Source organism: bacterium (assembly GCA_035528375.1).
Lineage (GTDB): Bacteria > RBG-13-66-14 > RBG-13-66-14 > RBG-13-66-14 > RBG-13-66-14 > RBG-13-66-14.
The window spans coordinates 23,952-40,650 of the sequence record DATKYS010000038.1 but is presented as its reverse complement, the minus strand read 5'-3'; the positions used below and the strand labels follow the sequence as shown (position 1 = coordinate 40,650).

Annotated in this window: 14 protein-coding genes; 12 read left to right on the top strand and 2 right to left on the bottom strand. The window is 62.5% G+C overall.

The genetic code is table 11. The features are described from left to right. Nucleotides 1–798: hypothetical protein (locus tag VM054_02925; protein HUT98012.1), on the top strand; the 798-nt coding region annotated here is incomplete at its 5' end. 511 nt (nt 799–1,309) lie between these two features. On the opposite strand, the gene VM054_02920 is transcribed toward VM054_02925, so the two are convergent. Next, complete coding sequence (locus VM054_02920; GenBank protein HUT98011.1) at nt 1,310–2,008, bottom strand: TlpA disulfide reductase family protein; 699 nt, start codon at nt 2,006–2,008, stop codon at nt 1,310–1,312. A gap of 61 nt (nt 2,009–2,069) precedes the next feature. Continuing rightward, a complete protein-coding gene (locus tag VM054_02915; GenBank protein HUT98010.1) occupies nt 2,070–3,299 on the bottom strand; it encodes an ATP-grasp domain-containing protein in 1,230 nt (409 codons plus the stop codon). Between the two features lie 83 nt (nt 3,300–3,382). Between VM054_02915 and VM054_02910 the strand changes: the two genes are divergently transcribed. From VM054_02910 to VM054_02860, 11 genes are all read left to right on the top strand, one after another. Then, nucleotides 3,383–4,330: a hypothetical protein gene (locus tag VM054_02910; protein HUT98009.1), complete on the top strand. Its 948-nt coding sequence runs from the start codon at nt 3,383–3,385 to the stop codon at nt 4,328–4,330. Nucleotides 4,331–4,664: 334 nt separating this feature from the next. Beyond that, entirely contained in the window at nt 4,665–6,158 is a 1,494-nt protein-coding gene (locus VM054_02905) for a T9SS type A sorting domain-containing protein (protein ID HUT98008.1), read from the top strand. Between the two features lie 251 nt (nt 6,159–6,409). Beyond that, complete coding sequence (locus VM054_02900) at nt 6,410–7,636, top strand: acetate kinase (protein HUT98007.1); 1,227 nt, start codon at nt 6,410–6,412, stop codon at nt 7,634–7,636. A gap of 71 nt (nt 7,637–7,707) precedes the next feature. Continuing rightward, the gene (gene rpmF / locus VM054_02895; protein HUT98006.1) at nt 7,708–7,902 is read left to right on the top strand and encodes a 50S ribosomal protein L32; all 195 of its coding nucleotides are present in this window, start codon (nt 7,708–7,710) and stop codon (nt 7,900–7,902) included. 95 nt (nt 7,903–7,997) lie between these two features. Further along, nucleotides 7,998–9,038, top strand: a complete 1,041-nt coding sequence (gene plsX, locus VM054_02890; protein HUT98005.1) for a phosphate acyltransferase PlsX — start codon at nt 7,998–8,000, stop codon at nt 9,036–9,038. Between the two features lie 12 nt (nt 9,039–9,050). Then, nucleotides 9,051–10,754: a carbamoyltransferase C-terminal domain-containing protein gene (locus VM054_02885; GenBank protein ID HUT98004.1), complete on the top strand. Its 1,704-nt coding sequence runs from the start codon at nt 9,051–9,053 to the stop codon at nt 10,752–10,754. A 76-nt stretch (nt 10,755–10,830) separates the two neighbouring features. Then, nucleotides 10,831–11,823, top strand: coding sequence for a beta-ketoacyl-ACP synthase III (locus tag VM054_02880; protein ID HUT98003.1), 993 nt, complete (start codon nt 10,831–10,833; stop codon nt 11,821–11,823). Between the two features lie 189 nt (nt 11,824–12,012). Further along, on the top strand, nt 12,013–12,612 hold the full coding sequence (locus VM054_02875) for a hypothetical protein (protein ID HUT98002.1): 600 nt from the start codon (nt 12,013–12,015) through the stop codon (nt 12,610–12,612). Nucleotides 12,613–12,681: 69 nt separating this feature from the next. Continuing rightward, complete coding sequence (gene fabD / locus VM054_02870) at nt 12,682–13,632, top strand: ACP S-malonyltransferase (protein ID HUT98001.1); 951 nt, start codon at nt 12,682–12,684, stop codon at nt 13,630–13,632. Between the two features lie 106 nt (nt 13,633–13,738). After that, nucleotides 13,739–15,352, top strand: a complete 1,614-nt coding sequence (locus VM054_02865) for a hypothetical protein (protein HUT98000.1) — start codon at nt 13,739–13,741, stop codon at nt 15,350–15,352. A gap of 169 nt (nt 15,353–15,521) precedes the next feature. Beyond that, entirely contained in the window at nt 15,522–16,691 is a 1,170-nt protein-coding gene (locus tag VM054_02860) for a fibronectin type III domain-containing protein (GenBank protein HUT97999.1), read from the top strand. Nucleotides 16,692–16,699 lie beyond the last annotated feature (8 nt).

The window sequence follows — 16,699 nt, the reverse complement described above, 5'->3', positions numbered from 1 at the left end:
TATGGAATTGACGGCTTTATTTATGGCCGAGGTACGATTAATTTTGGGGGTGAAAGCGAATTGCTCCTTGAGATGATTGATACAGAAAAGGGAATATTACCCTGGGCCTATAATGCTGTTGGTACATTGGAAGGCGCTGTTCTTGAAGAGGTTGAAGAAATACAATATGCGGAAGCAATTAAAGAAAGTGAAAGAAAAGCTGCTGCGCAAAGACGTGAGGTGACTAGATACCCGTTTGGTATAGGAACATTTATAGGTGCGCAGTTTCCATCATATTATATTACATTCACGGGTGATAATTCAGATGAGGGTGATTTTAAATACAATGAGTTATTACTACCCGTAAATCTTCGATTTATATATAGAGGTTTATATTGGATTAATTTAAATATCGGTGGTACCTATTTCCCTACCGGAGGAAATGGCGATGTTCAAAATTGGTTTATCTATACTTCTCTTTCAACAGGTTTCTTAAGATTAAATCCTATTAATTTATATTTAGAAGCTGGAGCGGGTTATTTTTGGGCGTATTTAAAATTCTGGGCTGATGTTAATGACATAGGTTTATCAGATTATTTTGTACATTTGAGATCCTCAGGTTTTGTTTATACAGCAGAAGCTAGCCTTGCCGTATCCTTGGATACACAAACTGAGTTGGGCATTTTCTGTAATATGGTGATTCCTGGTGGTTTAACAGCTGATTGTTTAGCATCTGGTTCCCATGGTGATCGCTACTATGAGCTAGAATATGATACCCCCATGCTTACGTATGGCATCAATGTAGGTTGCTATTTCTAGCGTAATCCAACATTTAAAAATTCAGGAAGCACTTACCATTGATTAAACCGAACGGAACCACTCGACTAATCGTAAAATTGTCCTCTTCCTGTACTCGAAGTACTCAAAATACCTCCAAAACTCCGTAGGGCGGTCCCTCTGCGGGCCGCCGTTCTGACCCTCACCCTAGCCCGTAGGCGAGCCTCTCCCTAAAAGGGAGAGGGGATATTGGGCAACCCTCACTCCTGCTCGTGCTTGGCAGATTGCGATGACGTAGGGGCCGACCTTCAGGTCGGCCCGCGGGCGGGTGTGGACACCCGCCCCTACGGCGACGCCGCATTAAACGGCGCGTAGGGGCGACCGTCCACGGTCGCCCCTACGGGGATTGGTTGGGTATAGACATTGGCGGGTGAACCCCCCCTTTTTTAATTCCCGTTTTACGCTTGAATGTAGGGCGGCCCCTCTGCGGGCCGCCGCTTTATCCCCCATACCAGCCCTCCCCCCAGCAGAGGGGGGAGGGGGTAACACCGCGTCAATCGCCGGCGAGGTAGGAATCTATGATTTCCTTGAACTCCTCTTTAGGTCGGCTGCCGACGATGACCTTTTGCACCAGCCCCTCGGGGTCCACTATCCACGTGGTGGGGATGCTGTCCGCGGAGTAGTAGCCCTGGGCCTCCTCGTCGGTCTGGGTGTAGAGGACGAGGGGGTAATTTATCCCATGTTCTTTGGCGAACCAGTCCAGATCGTCCACCTTGAGATAATCATCCACGCTGACCCCCACCACGCCGAACGCGCCCCCGTACTCCTCGATGAGGGCCACGAAGTTGGGGATTTCATCTTCGCAGGGCGGGCACCAGGTGGCGAAGACGTTGATGAAAAGCACCTTGTCGCCGAGGTCCTCCGCAAGCATGTAGGGTTCGCCGCCCAGGGAAGGCGCGGTGAAGAGAGCGGGGCCCTTCCCGTAGAAGTCCTCGAAGCGGGAGTCCATAAAGGCGTAGTAGCCCGCTTGCATCCGCGCAACGATTTCGTCCTGCCGTTCGGCGGGGAGCGAGTCGTAGTACGCGCTCATCTCAGCCTCGGTGGTGCCGTAGGAGGCGAATATCTCCCCCTCGGTCCGGCCTGTGTACGACGAGGTGTAGAGGTCCACCAGGAGGCTCACCATGTCGTCGTCGGTGAGGGCGAAGGCCGGAGTAAGGCTGAGAATTAGCGCCAGAACGATGATCCGCTGCATTTTTCCTCCAGGCTTATGGCTGGTTCCACGTAAACAAATCGCACGGATCGGGGTGCCCGTCCTACACGGCCGCCCGGGCCAGCTCGACGGCCCGCCGGGCCACGGTCTCGATGGGCGTCTCGATGCCGAAGAACTCGATCTTCTCGAAGAGCGCGGGATTTTGCTCCTTCTCCTCGGTGAATATACGCACACCCTCCCGCCACATGTTCCCGGTGAAGCGCAACGCCATCGGTTTCGACAGTCCGTGCTCCTTCAGGAACATGACCACGCCCCGGGCGAAGTCGTCGCAGCGGGATACGCCGCCGAAGCGGGCGCCGAAGATGACCTTGACGTTGGGATTCTCGTCCAGGAGCTTGAGCATCGCGGCCAGGCGCTCCGGGGTGGGCCCGCCGCCGGAGTCCATGAAGTTGGCCGGTCGGCCGCCGAAGTAATGGATGAAGTCGTTGCCCATGATGCCGAAGCCGGCGCCGCCGGGGAACATCCCGATGTCGCCGTCCAGGTCCAGGTAGGGGATGCCGAGCTCCCGGGCCTTTTTTTCGCGGGGGGTGAGCTCCCCCTCCTCGTGCCGTCCGCCGCCGGCCAGGGCCTCGAGCCGCGGCTGGCGGAAGAGGGCGTCGTCGTCCACGTTGACGCGGGCGTCGGCCGCGACGAGCTCCCCCTCTTTGGTTACGACCAGGGGATTTATCTCGGCCATCTTGGCGTCCAGGGCGCGGAAGAGCTTCAGCAGGCGGGCGGCGATCGCGGCGAAGGCGGAGAGCCGGTCCCCCTCCAGGCCGAGTCCCTTCCCCAGCGCCACGCCCTGGTGGGGGTAGAAGCGCTCGTCAATCCCCACCGTGAGCCGGTGGATGGCCCCGGGCCGTTCTTCGGCCACGCGCTCGATTTCTACTCCTCCCTCCCGGGAGGCGATGACGGTGAGGGCGTAGGCGGCGCGGTCCAGGGCGACGCCCAGATAGAGCTCCTCCGCAATGTCCAGGGCGTCTTCAATCAAAAGTTTTCGCACCGGGAACCCGCGGATGGTGAGCCCGAGGATGCGCTTCCCCTCGCGCAGAAGCTCTTCGGCGTTCCCGACCACCTTAACCCCGCCGGCTTTACCGCGGCCGCCGGTGAGCACCTGGGCCTTGACCGCCACGGGATACGTCAGCTCGCCGGCGAACCCGCCCAGCTCTGCCAGGTCGTTCGCCACCCGCGCCCCCGGCACCGGGATGCCGAATTCGCCGAAAAGGCCTTTCGCCTCGTACTCGTAGAGCCGCATCGCCGCCTCCGCTTCAGCGGAAAAGATGGATGCTACCACAGAGCCCCGGTTAAATAAAGACTTCCCGGGCGCGGGGCGGATTTACTGGTATAATTATTCAATAACGTTGCGGGAGGTTTGACGTGCGTCGAATCGCTTTTTTCGTCCTGATTCTGTGTCTGGCATCCCTGGGCGGCGAGCTGCGGGTATTTTCCACCGAGGGCGAGAGAATCGCCCTGGCGCCGGTGGTGGACCTGCGGGGGGACGCGTCCGTCGAGGCTGATCACGCCGACGGGGTGCTGGTCAAAACCTTCGGCGGGGAGATGGGCCTGGTCTACAGCGGGACCGTGGCGGATGAGCCGGATTCCGGCGTCTGGGGCCCGGACGAGCGCACCCGCGGTTTCACCCCCTATCTCGGTCCCGCCGCCGATCACGGCGCCCGCGCCGTCCTTTTCGTTTTCATCGAGACCGACGGCGACTGGAGCCTGAATCTGGTCGGGGTGAACGGCAAGATTCTCGAGGAGCGGCGTTTTACGGGCACCTCCGCCGACGTGCTCCCCCTCTTGACCGCCGCCGCCGTCGAGGGTTTCCACCGAGAATTTCCGCCGGTCGCCGAGGAATCGGTCACCTGGGGGAGGCTCCTCGTCCGCTGCGACGGGCGGGGATTCACCGCCGCCGTGGACGGGAACCCCGTGGGGGTCGTTCCCCTCGATGGGCTCGAGCTGCGACTGACCTCGGGTTCCCACCGCCTCACCCTCTACGACGGTGAGGACGCCCCCCTGGAGACGCGCTTCGTGAGCGTCGTGCCCGAGGGGGTCGTGGTGGAGGAGTTCTACTTCGGCTTCGACGCGGAATCCGACGAGGAGGACAACGCTGCCGGGGAGGCCGTCGCCTCCTGCCTTCTGGATGTGCTGTTCGCCGCGTTCTGCACCCCCGCCGAGTCCGATGGCGACGATGACGGGGGCTGGGTGTCCGGTAATGATGACGATGACGACGACCACGGCGACGTTTGGGGACCGTCCACGGGCGACGACGACGACGATGACGACGACGATGACGACGGTGGCAGTGTCTGGGGGCCGAATCCTTGAGCGGGGTTCGACGTCGGGGGGCGTTTCGCCCTCCTTTTTTTAAATATTTCACCACGATGAGGGGAGGAAATGTAACGCGGTTCCTGAAACACCCCCCCGATTCACCCCATGGGTGTTACGGCCCCGTCAGACCGTTCCGGGGTGAGAGAGCGTAACTTGTTCACCGGATTGAAGATGGGCGTATGTAAAATAACGACCATCGGCCCGAAGAAGGTGGCACGGCGTGTGCTTAAAAAAGGTTTAGGTGAAGCGCGTAATAAACGGAGAATCCGTCTTGTCAGAAAGCATTTTTTAGGCTAATTTAGAAGGGAGTGGAAGAGATGGAGGTGCGAAGATGAAGAATGTGATGCTGGTGTTGACCCTCCTGGTCGGGATGGTGCTCGCGCACACCTGGTCCGATCCGCAGGCCATCGTCGCGACCGATTCGGTGGATATGGTCGGTGGATCGGGCACGTACTGCCAAGTCATGGACAGCCGCGGAACCCTGCATCTGGTATTCTTCTCCGACTTCGAGGAACCGGGAAACCGCGAAATCTACTACATGAACAATGAGGGCGGCACCTGGTCGGAGCCGCTGCGTCTGAGCTGGGGGGAAGGCATGTCCCACGTCCCCTCGATGGCGATTGATGGCAAAGGGAACATCACCGTCGTTTGGTACGACTACCGTTTGAATTACCCGTACGGCGATGTTTTCTGGTGCCGCTACGACGCCTCGGCCGGGACCTGGAGCAACGACGAGCCGCTGGTCGTGAAACCGCGTTGGCATTCTCTGGCTCCGCTCGTGGTGGCCGAGCCGGGCGGGAAGGTGCACCTCGTCTGGTGCGATGGCCCGGGCGAATCGCGGACGCGGTTCGAACTCCACTACTGTTACTGGGAGAACGGGCAGTGGTCCGATGAGGTGCCGTTGACGGATATCGGTGTGGGCGATCGCTGGGCGCAGTTGATGGTGCTGGATGAAACCGGGACCCTCCACCTCTTATGGGCCGACGACCGCACGGCCCGTAACGACTGGCACGTTTACTACAAAACGCTCTCCCCCAATGGTGTCTGGAGCGAAGAGCTGAACCTCGGCCCCGGTATGCCCCATGACGTCGTCATTTGCACAGACCTGCTGTTTTTATCCCAAACATGCGTCCAAGACGTGGAGCTGGGCATGTACGATCCCCCCGAGGGGATACCCACCCAGGTCGAGTATTCGGTGAAAAGCATCTATGACCCCAACGATGTCTGGCTCCTGGAGGGCCAATCCGTCAGCCCGGCCGGGGATTTCTTTATCAGACAGGCCGCGCTGGGGGTGTCTTACTCGGGCGTGCGGTTGGTTTGGTCTCAAGGGGTGGAGGGGCACTACTGCCTGTACCAGGCCACGGTGGGCCTCTATGGCATGAGCACCCCAGAGTTCATCGGCTCCTACTTAGGCAACACCCGCACGGTTTCGCTTTCCAGCGGTCTGAAAGGTGATTTGAACCTCATCTACGCCTACTCGATCGACGGCGGCGTGGACTGGGATATTTACTACCGGCACAATCCCGTACCGCCGAAAGGCAACTCCGACGGTTATTCTCCGCCTCGGATCATCCTCAGCTCGATCACACCCAACCCGGCCGACAACGGCGCGGTGGTGAGCTTCGATGTGCCTGCGACCGGAAACGTAGAGGTCGCCGTGTACGATACGGCCGGGCGCCGCGTGGGAACCGTTTTTTCAGGCACCCTGACCGCAGGGCGGCACGAGCTGGCCGTAGACACCACGGGGCTCCGTTCCGGGGCGTACTTCGTTCGGGCCACGAGCGATGGTGTGAGCGCGAGCGCGCCTCTGGTGGTCACCCGGTAACCCGCCCCCCCCTTTCGCACCTCCTGAAGCGGATGGTCCGGACCATCCGCTTTGCCTTCGGTCGCAGCTTCGTCGGAGACCTACGGTGGGTTTGGGGACCGGCCGACGGAATGTGCATCCGGGTCAGCCCGTTCTTGACTAACGGGGGCTCGGGTGCTAAACTACCGCTCCAAAAGCCGCTACAAAGATTCCCGCCCCCCTGGGGCGGGGATGATTAAGGTCGAATCCAGCTAAAGACTGCGGGCCCACCGATGAACGTCCTGGTCCTGAACTGCGGCAGCTCCTCGGTAAAGTTTCAGCTACTGGACATGGACACCGAAAGAGTGCTGGCGAAGGGAATCGTCGAGCGGATCGGCGCGGGGCAGGCCCGGTTGAAGTACCAGACCGCCGGGGCCAAGCTCGAGAAGGAGCCCCCCGATGTGAACGACCACGCCGAAGCCATCCAGGTCATCCTGGATCAACTCACCGACGCCGAGGCGGGGGTCCTCGGGTCCGTCAAGGAGATAGACGCCGTGGGGCACCGGGTCGTCCACGGCGGGGAACGGATGACCGAGAGCATGCTCATAGATGATCGCGTGTACAAGGTTCTCGAGGAGTGTGTTCCCCTGGCTCCATTGCATAACCCGGCCAACATCAAGGGGATAGAGGCTACGACCAAGGTCCTCCCCGGCGTCCCCCAGGTCGGTGTGTTCGACACCGCCTTCCACCAGACCATGCCGCGCACGGCCTACCTCTACGCCGTACCGGCCTGGCTCTACGAGAAATACCGCCTGCGGCGGTACGGTTTCCACGGGACGAGCCATCGCTATGTGAGCCATCGCTGCGCCGAGCTCATCGGCCGTCCCGCCGAGGAGCTGAAGATAATCACCTGCCACCTGGGCAACGGGGCTTCCGTGGCGGCGGTGAGCGGCGGGAAGAGTGTGGACACCTCGATGGGCTTCACCCCCCTGGAGGGCCTGGTGATGGGCAGCCGTTGCGGCGATATAGATCCGGCCATCCCGGTCTTTCTGATGAGGAACGAGGGCTTTTCGCCGGGCAGGGTGGACAACCTCCTGAACAGCCGGTCGGGCATCAAGGGCCTTTCCGGCGACAAGTACATAGATATGCGGGACGTGGAGGAGCAGTACTTCAAGGGCGATCCGGTCTGCCGTGAAATCATGGAGATCTACGCCTACCGCATCCGGAAGTACATCGGAGCCTACACGGCAGCCATGAACGGCGTGGACGCCGTCGTCTTCACCGCGGGAGTCGGCGAGAATTCTTCCATCGTCCGCACCCTGGTCTGCGAACCGCTCTCGTACCTGGGGCTCCGACTCGACGAGCGGCTCAACACCGATACGTTCAAGCCGGGCGCGGGGAAAGAGGGCAGGATAACGGTTGAAAATTCCAGGGTATCCGTCTGGGTCATCCCCACCAACGAGGAGCTCGTGATAGCCCGGGATACTAAAGACATCGTCATGGTCTCCGTTACCGGTTGATTTTGGCTGCGCCGTCGCAGATATACGGCTCCGCCGTTGCGGAAAGCCGTTGTTGATACGAGGAGCTTGACATGGCCGTACCGAAGAGAAGGAAATCGCGCTCCAAGCGCGACATGCGCCGGGCTCACTGGGTGGCGAGCCTCCGGGTTCCCACCCTCACCGCCTGTCCGAACTGCGGAGAGGCCAAACTCCCCCACCGGATCTGCCCCTCCTGCGGCCATTACAAGGGACGCCAGATCATCATCCCCGAGAAGCAAGAGGGGTAAAGCCGGCGACGCGGCGGTGCGCGGGTTGATTCGACCCTTGGAGGCGCGGGGCCGGGGCGAACCGCGCCGCTTGCATATACTCCCGAGGGAAATCCTTGTCACAGAAGGCTGAAGTCGTCGCGGCAGCTCCACCCATCGCCCTGGACGTCATGGGCGGCGACGACGCGCCGGGGGCCCAGATCGAGGGCGCCAGGCTGGCCCTGCGTAACGGGATAGGTCCCATCATCCTCGTCGGGCACGCGGACGAGGTGTCGGGGGAGCTCGAGCGTCGGAAAATACCCCCCGAGACCTTCGTCATCGTCCACGCCGCCGAGACCGTGGCCATGGACGAGACTCCGACGTACGCCCTGAAGAGGAAGCGGGAAGCCTCCATCGCCGTGGCCACCCGCCTCGTCCGGGACGCCAAGGCCTGCGCCCTGGTGTCCTGCGGCTCGACGGGAGCCCAGGTGGCCAGCTCGATTCTCCACCTGGGCCGTCTGCCCGGGGTGGAGCGGCCGGCCATCGCCGTGGCCTTCCCCGGCACCCAGGGCTGGGGTGTTCTGATTGACGCCGGCGCCAACGCCCAGAACCGGCCCAGCCATCTCGTCGGCTTCGCCGTCATGGGAACCCTCTACCTCCGGCACATCTTCGGCGTCGAGAACCCCCGCGTCGGCCTGGTTTCCATCGGCGAGGAGGCCGCCAAGGGTAACGAGCTGGTGGTGGAAGCCTTCCGGCTCCTGAGTGAGACCCCCGGGATCAACTTCATCGGCATGGTCGAGGGGCGCGGCGTTTACACGGGCGGGGCCGACGTGCTGGTCTGCGACGGTTTCGTCGGGAACGTGCTGTTGAAGTTTTCCGAATCGGCGTCGCGATGGGTGATTCACCACCTCCGCGAGGGCATGCGCGGGCGGCCGCTGGCCACCCTGGGTGGTTTTTTGATGAGGCCGGCCTTCCGCCACTTCCGCCGCGTGGCCGATCCCAGCTCCATCGGCGGGGCGCCGCTTCTCGGCGTGAGGGGTACGAGCATCATCGCCCACGGTTCCTCCGACGCCGAGGCGGTGATGAACGCCCTGAAGATGGCCCGCCGCCTCGTTAACGAGGATGTGAACGGCAGAATAATCCTGAACCTCCAGGACAACGCCGCCGGTGCGGAGTAGGGGGGAAACCGAATGAAGATTCTCGGCATCTGCCACGACGTCTGGATTTGCTCCGCCGCCCTGGTGGTTGACGGTGAAGTCGTGGCGGCCATGGCTGAGGAGAGGCTGGACAGGCGGAAACGGAGCAACGTATTCCCGACCCTGGCCGTCGAGAAGTGCCTCGAGATGGGGGGGTTGCGGATCGGAGAGCTCGACGAGATTGCGGTCGCGTGGAATCCGGTCATCGAGATGGAGACGATGCCGGCCGGATTCTACACGAGGCGGTGGAGATCGGAACACGCCGTTTCGGTGCCGGCGAGGATTAAGGCCCTCCTCGGACAGCCGGCGCACCCTCTGCCGGGTTGGAGGAACCTTACCCGGGACGCGCCGCCGGTAACCTTCGTGGACCACTACCTGGCCCATATCGGGAACGCCGTCTTCCTTTCGCCCTTCGATGACTGCGCCGTCCTGATTCTCGACGGCCGGGGCGAGAGGATGACCCAGCTCATGGCCCGGGTAAAGGGCGTGGACGTGACCTTCCTCGATGAGGTGTGTTTCCCGCACTCGCTGGGCCTTTTTTATGGGGCGATAACTCAGTTCCTCGGCTTTCGGCCCGATTCCGACGAGTGGAAGGTGATGGCCCTTTCGTCCTTCGCCCCGGCTGAGAACGAGTACACCGACGAGCTCCGCAAGTTACTGACCCTTTACGAGGACGGCGGCTTCGAAGTCGATCTGAGTTACTTCGGCTGGTATAACTACACCGAACCGAAGATGTACTCCCCGAAGCTGGTCGAGCTCCTGGGCCAACCGCGCAGTTACGGTGAAGAGCTCACCGAGCGCCACGAGAAAATCGCGGCGGCTCTGCAGACGTCGTTCGAGGAATGCGTGTCCTCCATGCTCGGGGCGTTGCACCGCCGCACCGGCGCCTCCAACCTTGTGGTTTCCGGCGGCTGCTTCATGAACAGTGTTATCAACGGCAAGCTCGACGATCGGTCCCCCTTCAAAGAGAGCTTCATTACCGGCTGTCCGGATGATTCCGGCACCAGCGTCGGGGCCGCTTTGTACCTGGAGTCCGTCCGGACCGGGAAGAGGCCGGCAGGCGCGATGAAGCACAATTTCTGGGGGCCCGGCTTCACCGACTCCGAATGCCTGGACACGGTCAAGAAATACAACCTTCCTCACGAGGTGGTCGGTGATCCGGCGGTCATGGCGGCGGAGGATTTAGTCCGAGGCAGGCTCGTGGGGTGGTTCCAGGGACGGATGGAGTTCGGGCAGCGCGCCTTGGGGAACCGTTCGATTCTGGCCGATCCCCGGGACGCCGGGACCAAAGACCGGGTCAACCTGGCCGTCAAGTACCGGGAAAGCTTCCGCCCCTTCGCGCCCTCGATCATCGCCGAGAGGGTGGCGGATTATTTCCAGTGCAGGCCGAAGGACAGGGTGCCTTTCATGGAGCGGGTGCTCAATTTCCGGCCCGAAAAGACGGCGGAAGTTCCGGCCGTCGTGCACGTGGACGGCACCGGCCGCCTCCAGACCGTGGACCGGGAGACGAATCCCCTGTACTATAAGCTCATCTCTCATTTCGAAGAAAAGACCGGCGTGCCCATCATCCTCAACACCAGCTTCAACCTGAACGGCGAAGCCATCGTCTGCACACCCACCGACGCGATCCGCACTTTTTACTCTTGCGGGCTCGACGTTTTATATTTGGGTAACGTGAGATTGGCCAAGAACGGGTGAGCCGCCCGTTCACGTTCTGAACGGGCATCGCCGTGTCAACCACCGAATCCCTGCCTTTCAGGCGACGATTGGAGTCATGATGCAGCGTAGCGCGGGTATCGTCGGAGTGGGGTCCTACCTCCCCGAGAAGGTGCTCAACAACTTCGATCTCGAGAAGATGGTGGACACCTCGGACGAGTGGATAAAGACGCGGACCGGCATGTGGGAGCGGCACATCATCGGCGATGACGAAGCCTCCAGCGACATGGCCTTCGCCGCCGCCCAGGCCGCCCTGGAGATGTCCGGCCTGGACCCCCTGACCCTGGACGCCGTCATCGTGGCGACGGTGACCCCGGATTACGCGTTCCCCGCCACCGCCTGCCTCGTACAGGACCGCCTGGGGGCGAGAAACGCCGGCGGTTTTGATCTGAGCGCCGGTTGCGCCGGTTTCGCCTCGGCTCTCTCCGTCGCGGACGCCTACATCCGCGCGGGGATTCTGACGAACGTCATGGTGGTGGGCGTGGAAGCTTTGACCCGGATCACGGACTGGACGGACCGCGACACCTGCGTACTCTTCGGCGACGGCGCCGGAGCGGTGGTCGTCTCGCCGGTCGCCGAGGGGGAGGGCATCCTGGCCCACTTCATCAAGGCCGACGGCGGCAGCGGCATGCAGCTCTACCAGCCCGGCGGCGGTTCCCGCAACCCCGCGACACACGAGACCGTGGACAAGCGGATGCATTACGTCCACATGTCCGGTCAGGACGTGTTCAAAGGCGCCGTGCGCGCCATGGTCGAGGGCGCCCAGTCGGTGATCCAGAAGGCCGGCTACACCGAGGAGGACGTGGACCTCCTCGTTCCCCATCAGGCCAACCTGCGGATCATCGAGGCGGTACGCAAAAGGCTCGACATCCCCCCCGAGCGCGCCTTCGTGAACATCCAGCGGCAGGCGAACACCTCGGCCGCCACCATCCCCATCTGTTTCGAGGAGGCGTACCGCACGGGTCGGCTCAAGAAGGGGGACCTGGTCTGCACCACCACCTTCGGGGCGGGTTTCGCCTGGGCCGCCAACCTCCTGCGCTGGTGCATCTGATTCCCGTCGTTTTTGCCATCCATCGGCCCCGGTCCGCCGGGGCTTTTTAAAACCTCCGCCGACCGGCAAGGGATTCAAACCCCTTGTCTCCTTCGATTGGGTCCGCCCTCACACCGATTGACCCGGTGGGGCGTAACTGGTAAGCTGGACTCCTAGCCGCCCGCTATCACATCGAAGGGGGCCCTTAACGTGTTCAGAATCGTTCTGATGACTCTTCTGGTCGCCGCGCTGTGGACACCCATCGGGGCTCAAGAAGAGGAACAGGTCCTCGGCTTCGTCATCGGGCTGGGGACCGGTCTATTGGTTCCCAGCGTCCGGGACGTGCCCGGAGGGCTCGACGACCCGGGCTTCCTGGTCCGGCTGGACCTCGGGCTGACCATCGCCGGCATCGTCGGGGCCAGGGCCTTGCTGGAGTTCTCCCCCTTCGAGTGGCAGGTATCCGAGGATAACACGGTCCCGATGTCGCACCAGCTCTTCTCCCTCGACCTCTTCACCGAGGTGAATTTGGGCGAGAAGTGGCGGCTGTGGCCCGCGGTGGGTTACACCCTCGACGCCTCCATCACCGACACCACCGGGACCGGTTTTCTCACGGCCCACGGTATTCACGCCGAGCTGGGCTGCGGGTACAGGCTGAACTCCATCATGTTCGTCAACCTCGCGGTGGGCTACCACTTCACCGGGAAGTTTCAGACGATTGACATCGAAGAGAGCGAGCGGGTGGAGTGGGGGGACAACGCCGGGGCCTCCTATCTGGACATCCATGCCGGCGTCGTGTTCTCTCTGAAGTAGTAAAACGCACCTTGCCCCCGCCCGGTCCGACGGCCGGCGATGAGGTCTTTCATAAAACGAAAGGACGGGATGAGGCTCGCCGCCGTGTTTCCGGGACAGGGCTCGCAGACCGTGGGGATGGGCCGGGCTCTCTTCGACGCCTTCCCCCTGGCGCGGGAGCTCTTCGAACGCGCGGACGACGCGCTGGGCTATTCGATAAAAAAGCTCTGCTTCGAGGGGCCGGACGAGGAGCTGACCGCCACCGAGAACACGCAGCCGGCCATCTACCTGGTGAGTTACGCGGCCTGGGCCTGTTTCCGGGAAGTGGCCGGAGACCTGGACTGGACCGTGGCCGCCGGCCACTCCCTGGGCGAATATTCAGCCTACGCCGCCGCCGGGGCCGTCTCCTTCGAGGACGGCCTGCGCCTCGTCCGCCGACGCGGCGAGCTCATCCGCGACGCCTCGGCCAAAAACCCGGGCACCCTGGCCGCCGTCATCGGCCTGGACGAGGACGAGGTCGGTAAAATCATCCCCGAGGCTCGGGGGGCGGGCCGGGTGGAGCTGGCCACGGTCAACGCCCCGAACCAGATCGTCGTCGGCGGCGAGGTTCGGGGCCTCGAGCGCTTCGTCGAGCTGGCCAAGGGGGCGGGGGCCAAGCGGGCGGTCATTCTGAACGTGAGCGGCCCCTTCCACACCTCGCTGGTGAAAGACGCCGCTATCGCGCTCACGGGTGAGTTGGCGAAATACACGTTTAATCGCCCCGATTTTCCCGTTGCTACGAATGTCACCGGCAAGCCGGTGTCTGACATGGACGAAATTCCTCAAACACTGGCTCGCCAAGTCTGTGAGCCGGTGCTCTGGCTGGCCGACGCGCAATACCTGGAGGAGCGGGGCGTAGAGCTCGCTGTGGAGTTCGGCAACGGGAACGTGCTCGCGGGCCTGTTGAAACGCTGCGCCCCCGGAATCCGGGTTCTGGGCGTCGGCGACCCGGCGGGTCTGGAGAGCACACGGGCGGAGCTCGGGAAGCTGGGCCTGCTCTGAGGCCGGCGGTTGCGGCGCGGGGGTTGCGCCCGTCCCCCGGGTCCGATTTGGTTCACAACTCTTTTAAATGGACGCGAAGCGGAAACGACCTCGCGGCGGGCCGGACATGACCGAGCTTGAACGCGGACCGACTCGGGACCTCGTACCCCACCTGGTCTTCCTCGCCATCGTGGTCCTGTGGTCAGCCTGGGCCGTATCCTGCTTCTTTTTAAACGAAGACGCCTTCATCTCCTTCCGCTACGTGCAGAACCTCGTCCAAGGTCAGGGGCTGGTCTACAACCCCGGCGTCCACGACGAGGGCTACTCCAATCTCCTCTGGATCCTCCTCCTGGCCCCCTTCGCCCTGGCGGGCATCCCACCGGAGCATGCCGCCCCTGCGCTGGGTATCCTTTCCGGCGCGATGCTCCTCTACGTCGTCTGGCGTCTGGCGAAGAGGTTCTTCCCGGACCGGCGCTGGCTTCCCCTGGCGGCGCCGGGTTTCGTGGCCGCGTCCTTCTCCGTGGTTTACTGGGCCGGATCCGGGCTGGAAACGGTCTTCTTCGGGCTTCTGCTGGCCTGCGCCGTCTTTTTCCACCTCCGTGAAAGACCGGGTCGGTTCCCGTGGACCGGCTTTTTCCTCGGCCTGGCCGCGCTGACGCGCCCCGAGGGCTTCGGCTTCATCCTCATCTTCGCCGTTCATCAGGTCTACTGCCGGTGGCGGAAAATCCCCACCGGGTCCGACTGGCGCGATCTCATCCCCGCCCTGGGCCTGGTGGCGGCGCAGCTCGTCTTCCGCCGGCTCTACTACGGTTTGTGGTGGTCTCTACCCGCCGTCGTCAAGGCCGGGGGGTCGCTCTACCAGCTCAAGAGCGGCCTTGGTTACCTCTTCTCCTGGGTTGTTCTTCGACCGCCCCTGGTGCTCGGAATCGCCGGGATCTTCGCGCTGGTCCGCCGCTTCAAGCGGGCCGACGCGAGCCTTCTGGCCCTGATGCTGGCCGGGTGTGCCGTATTCATCGTCTACTCCGGCGGGGATTACATGGGGCATTTCCGGTTCATGGCGCCCTACGCGGCGATTCTCGCCCTGTGGGCGACGCTGGGCCTGGGGGAGCTACGGGAGCTGGGTTCCAAATGGCGGTTCGTCCCCGGACTTTTCGCCGGTCTGGTGGCCCTGTGGGGCGTCGTCGCCGGGATTCAGCCGACGTTGGATCGCTGGTCGTCGCCCGGCGATCTCTTGCACAACAACCGGAAGATTATCGCCGGTGAATTCCTGAAGGAGGCGTTGCCGGCGGGGACTCTGATCGCGAGTGGTTCTGCGGGCGCCCTGCCCTACGCGTCGGGGCTCCCCAACCTCGATTTCGCCGGTCTGTGCAACGCCCGGGCGGCCCTGGAGGGGTCCAGGAGCGAGGAGGGGATGATGGGGCACTTCATCTGCGACGTGGACCAGATTTTCCGCGAAAAACCCCTGGTGGTCGTCATCAATCCCAACTCCAGCAACTCCGATGACGTGGCGGTGTGGCTCGAGGGTGGGTACGCCGTCCCGGGGTACACCTTCGAGCGGCTCTCCTACCCCAACCGGTCCGTGCTCTCCGATCCGCGTTTCGCCGAGTCGTACCAGCCGATGCTTGTTCAGACTGCGCCGGACCTGTACTTCACTTTTTACGCCCTCAAAGGGGAGGCGGTCGAGCGGTGTCTCGCCGCCGGGGCCGGGGTTGTATCCCCCATTAAACCCAAGGGGATGTGAACGATGAACGGGCGTTGACACTCCACAGAGGCTTTGGTAAACTCGGACCGTTATCAAGCACGTTTGCGATAACCATCTCCAAAGGAGCGCTATGGCCGGCGGTTCACCCCGCGCTAAAGGGATGGGATGCCTGAAATCTCCCTTCGGGCGCATATACGTCGTCCTACCGGTGCTTCTCCTCACTCCCCTGATCGCGTCGGCGCAGTCTACGGAGTACCTCTACCCCCTGGTGGACCTCCCCTCGGCACCGCCGCTCCTGGTCCGGGCCGAGGACGTGCCCGACGACACCGGTGAACGCCTCGCCTTGAGCTGGACGCGCTCCCTCGACGACGGCGGCGGGCAGAACAACGTCGTCTCTTACATAATTCAGCGCAAGGAGGTTCCCGATCCCGAGTCGGGCGAGGGAAACCAGACGGACTTCGCCGTGATAGACGAGGTCGAGGCCGGTACGTCGTCCTATACCGATTCCTCCTGCGAGCCCGAACACACCTACGTCTACATGGTGGCAGCCAGCAACGGCGTCGCCGTCAGCTACTCCCGTCCATCCGAACCCGCCGAGGCGCGGTCACACTTCTTCCACTCCCAGCGCTGGAACACCCTCATCGGCATCGTGGTGATCACGTTGCTTTTGGTTTACTTCATCTACAGCGCCCGAAAGGGGAAGGATCTATTCATCCGGCGCATCGCCGGCCTGGACGCCGTCGAGGAGGCTCTGGGGCGCGCCACCGAGATGGGCAAGCCCATCCTCTACGTCTCGGGGCTCTCGACTATGGCCGATGTGGCCACCATCGCCGCGGTGAACATCCTGGGCCAGGTCGCCCGCAAGTCTGCCATCTACGAGATCCGGCTCATCGTCCCGTGCTACGATCCCATCGTCATGGCCGTCGAGCGCGAGGTGGTCAAGGAAGCCTATCTCGACGCGGGCCGTCCCGACGCTTACAACCCCAACGACATCTACTTCGTCACCCAGTCCCAGTTCGCCTACGCCGCGGCGATCAACGGCATCATGCTGCGCGAGAAACCGGCGACGAACTTCTACATGGGGATGTTCTTCGCCGAGTCGCTGATTCTGGCCGAGACCGGCGCTTCCACCGGGGCGATTCAGATAGCCGGCACCGACGCCGTCGTGCAGATACCGTTCTTCATCACCGCCTGCGACTACTGCATCATAGGCGAGGAGCTCTACGCGGCGTCCGCTTACATGAGCCGCGAGCCGCTTCTTCTGGGCGGGCTGAAGGGGCAGGACTGGGCCAAGTTCATCATCGGCGTGCTCATCGTCATCGGGGTCATAACCAGTTTCTTCACCACCTGGTTCTCCGATCTGTTCATCGTCGGGTAGAGCCCGTT

What these genes read in the sequence shown, in the direction of transcription:
- rpmF (HUT98006.1), top strand. Translation starts at nt 7,708, where the DNA reads ATGGCCGTACCGAAGAGAAGGAAATCGCGCTCCAAGCGCGACATGCGC.
- VM054_02920 (HUT98011.1), bottom strand. Translation starts at nt 2,008, where the DNA reads ATGCAGCGGATCATCGTTCTGGCGCTAATTCTCAGCCTTACTCCGGCC.
- VM054_02905 (HUT98008.1), top strand. Translation starts at nt 4,665, where the DNA reads ATGAAGAATGTGATGCTGGTGTTGACCCTCCTGGTCGGGATGGTGCTC.
- VM054_02865 (HUT98000.1), top strand. Translation starts at nt 13,739, where the DNA reads ATGACCGAGCTTGAACGCGGACCGACTCGGGACCTCGTACCCCACCTG.
- fabD (HUT98001.1), top strand. Translation starts at nt 12,682, where the DNA reads ATGAGGCTCGCCGCCGTGTTTCCGGGACAGGGCTCGCAGACCGTGGGG.
- VM054_02900 (HUT98007.1), top strand. Translation starts at nt 6,410, where the DNA reads ATGAACGTCCTGGTCCTGAACTGCGGCAGCTCCTCGGTAAAGTTTCAG.
- VM054_02885 (HUT98004.1), top strand. Translation starts at nt 9,051, where the DNA reads ATGAAGATTCTCGGCATCTGCCACGACGTCTGGATTTGCTCCGCCGCC.
- VM054_02880 (HUT98003.1), top strand. Translation starts at nt 10,831, where the DNA reads ATGATGCAGCGTAGCGCGGGTATCGTCGGAGTGGGGTCCTACCTCCCC.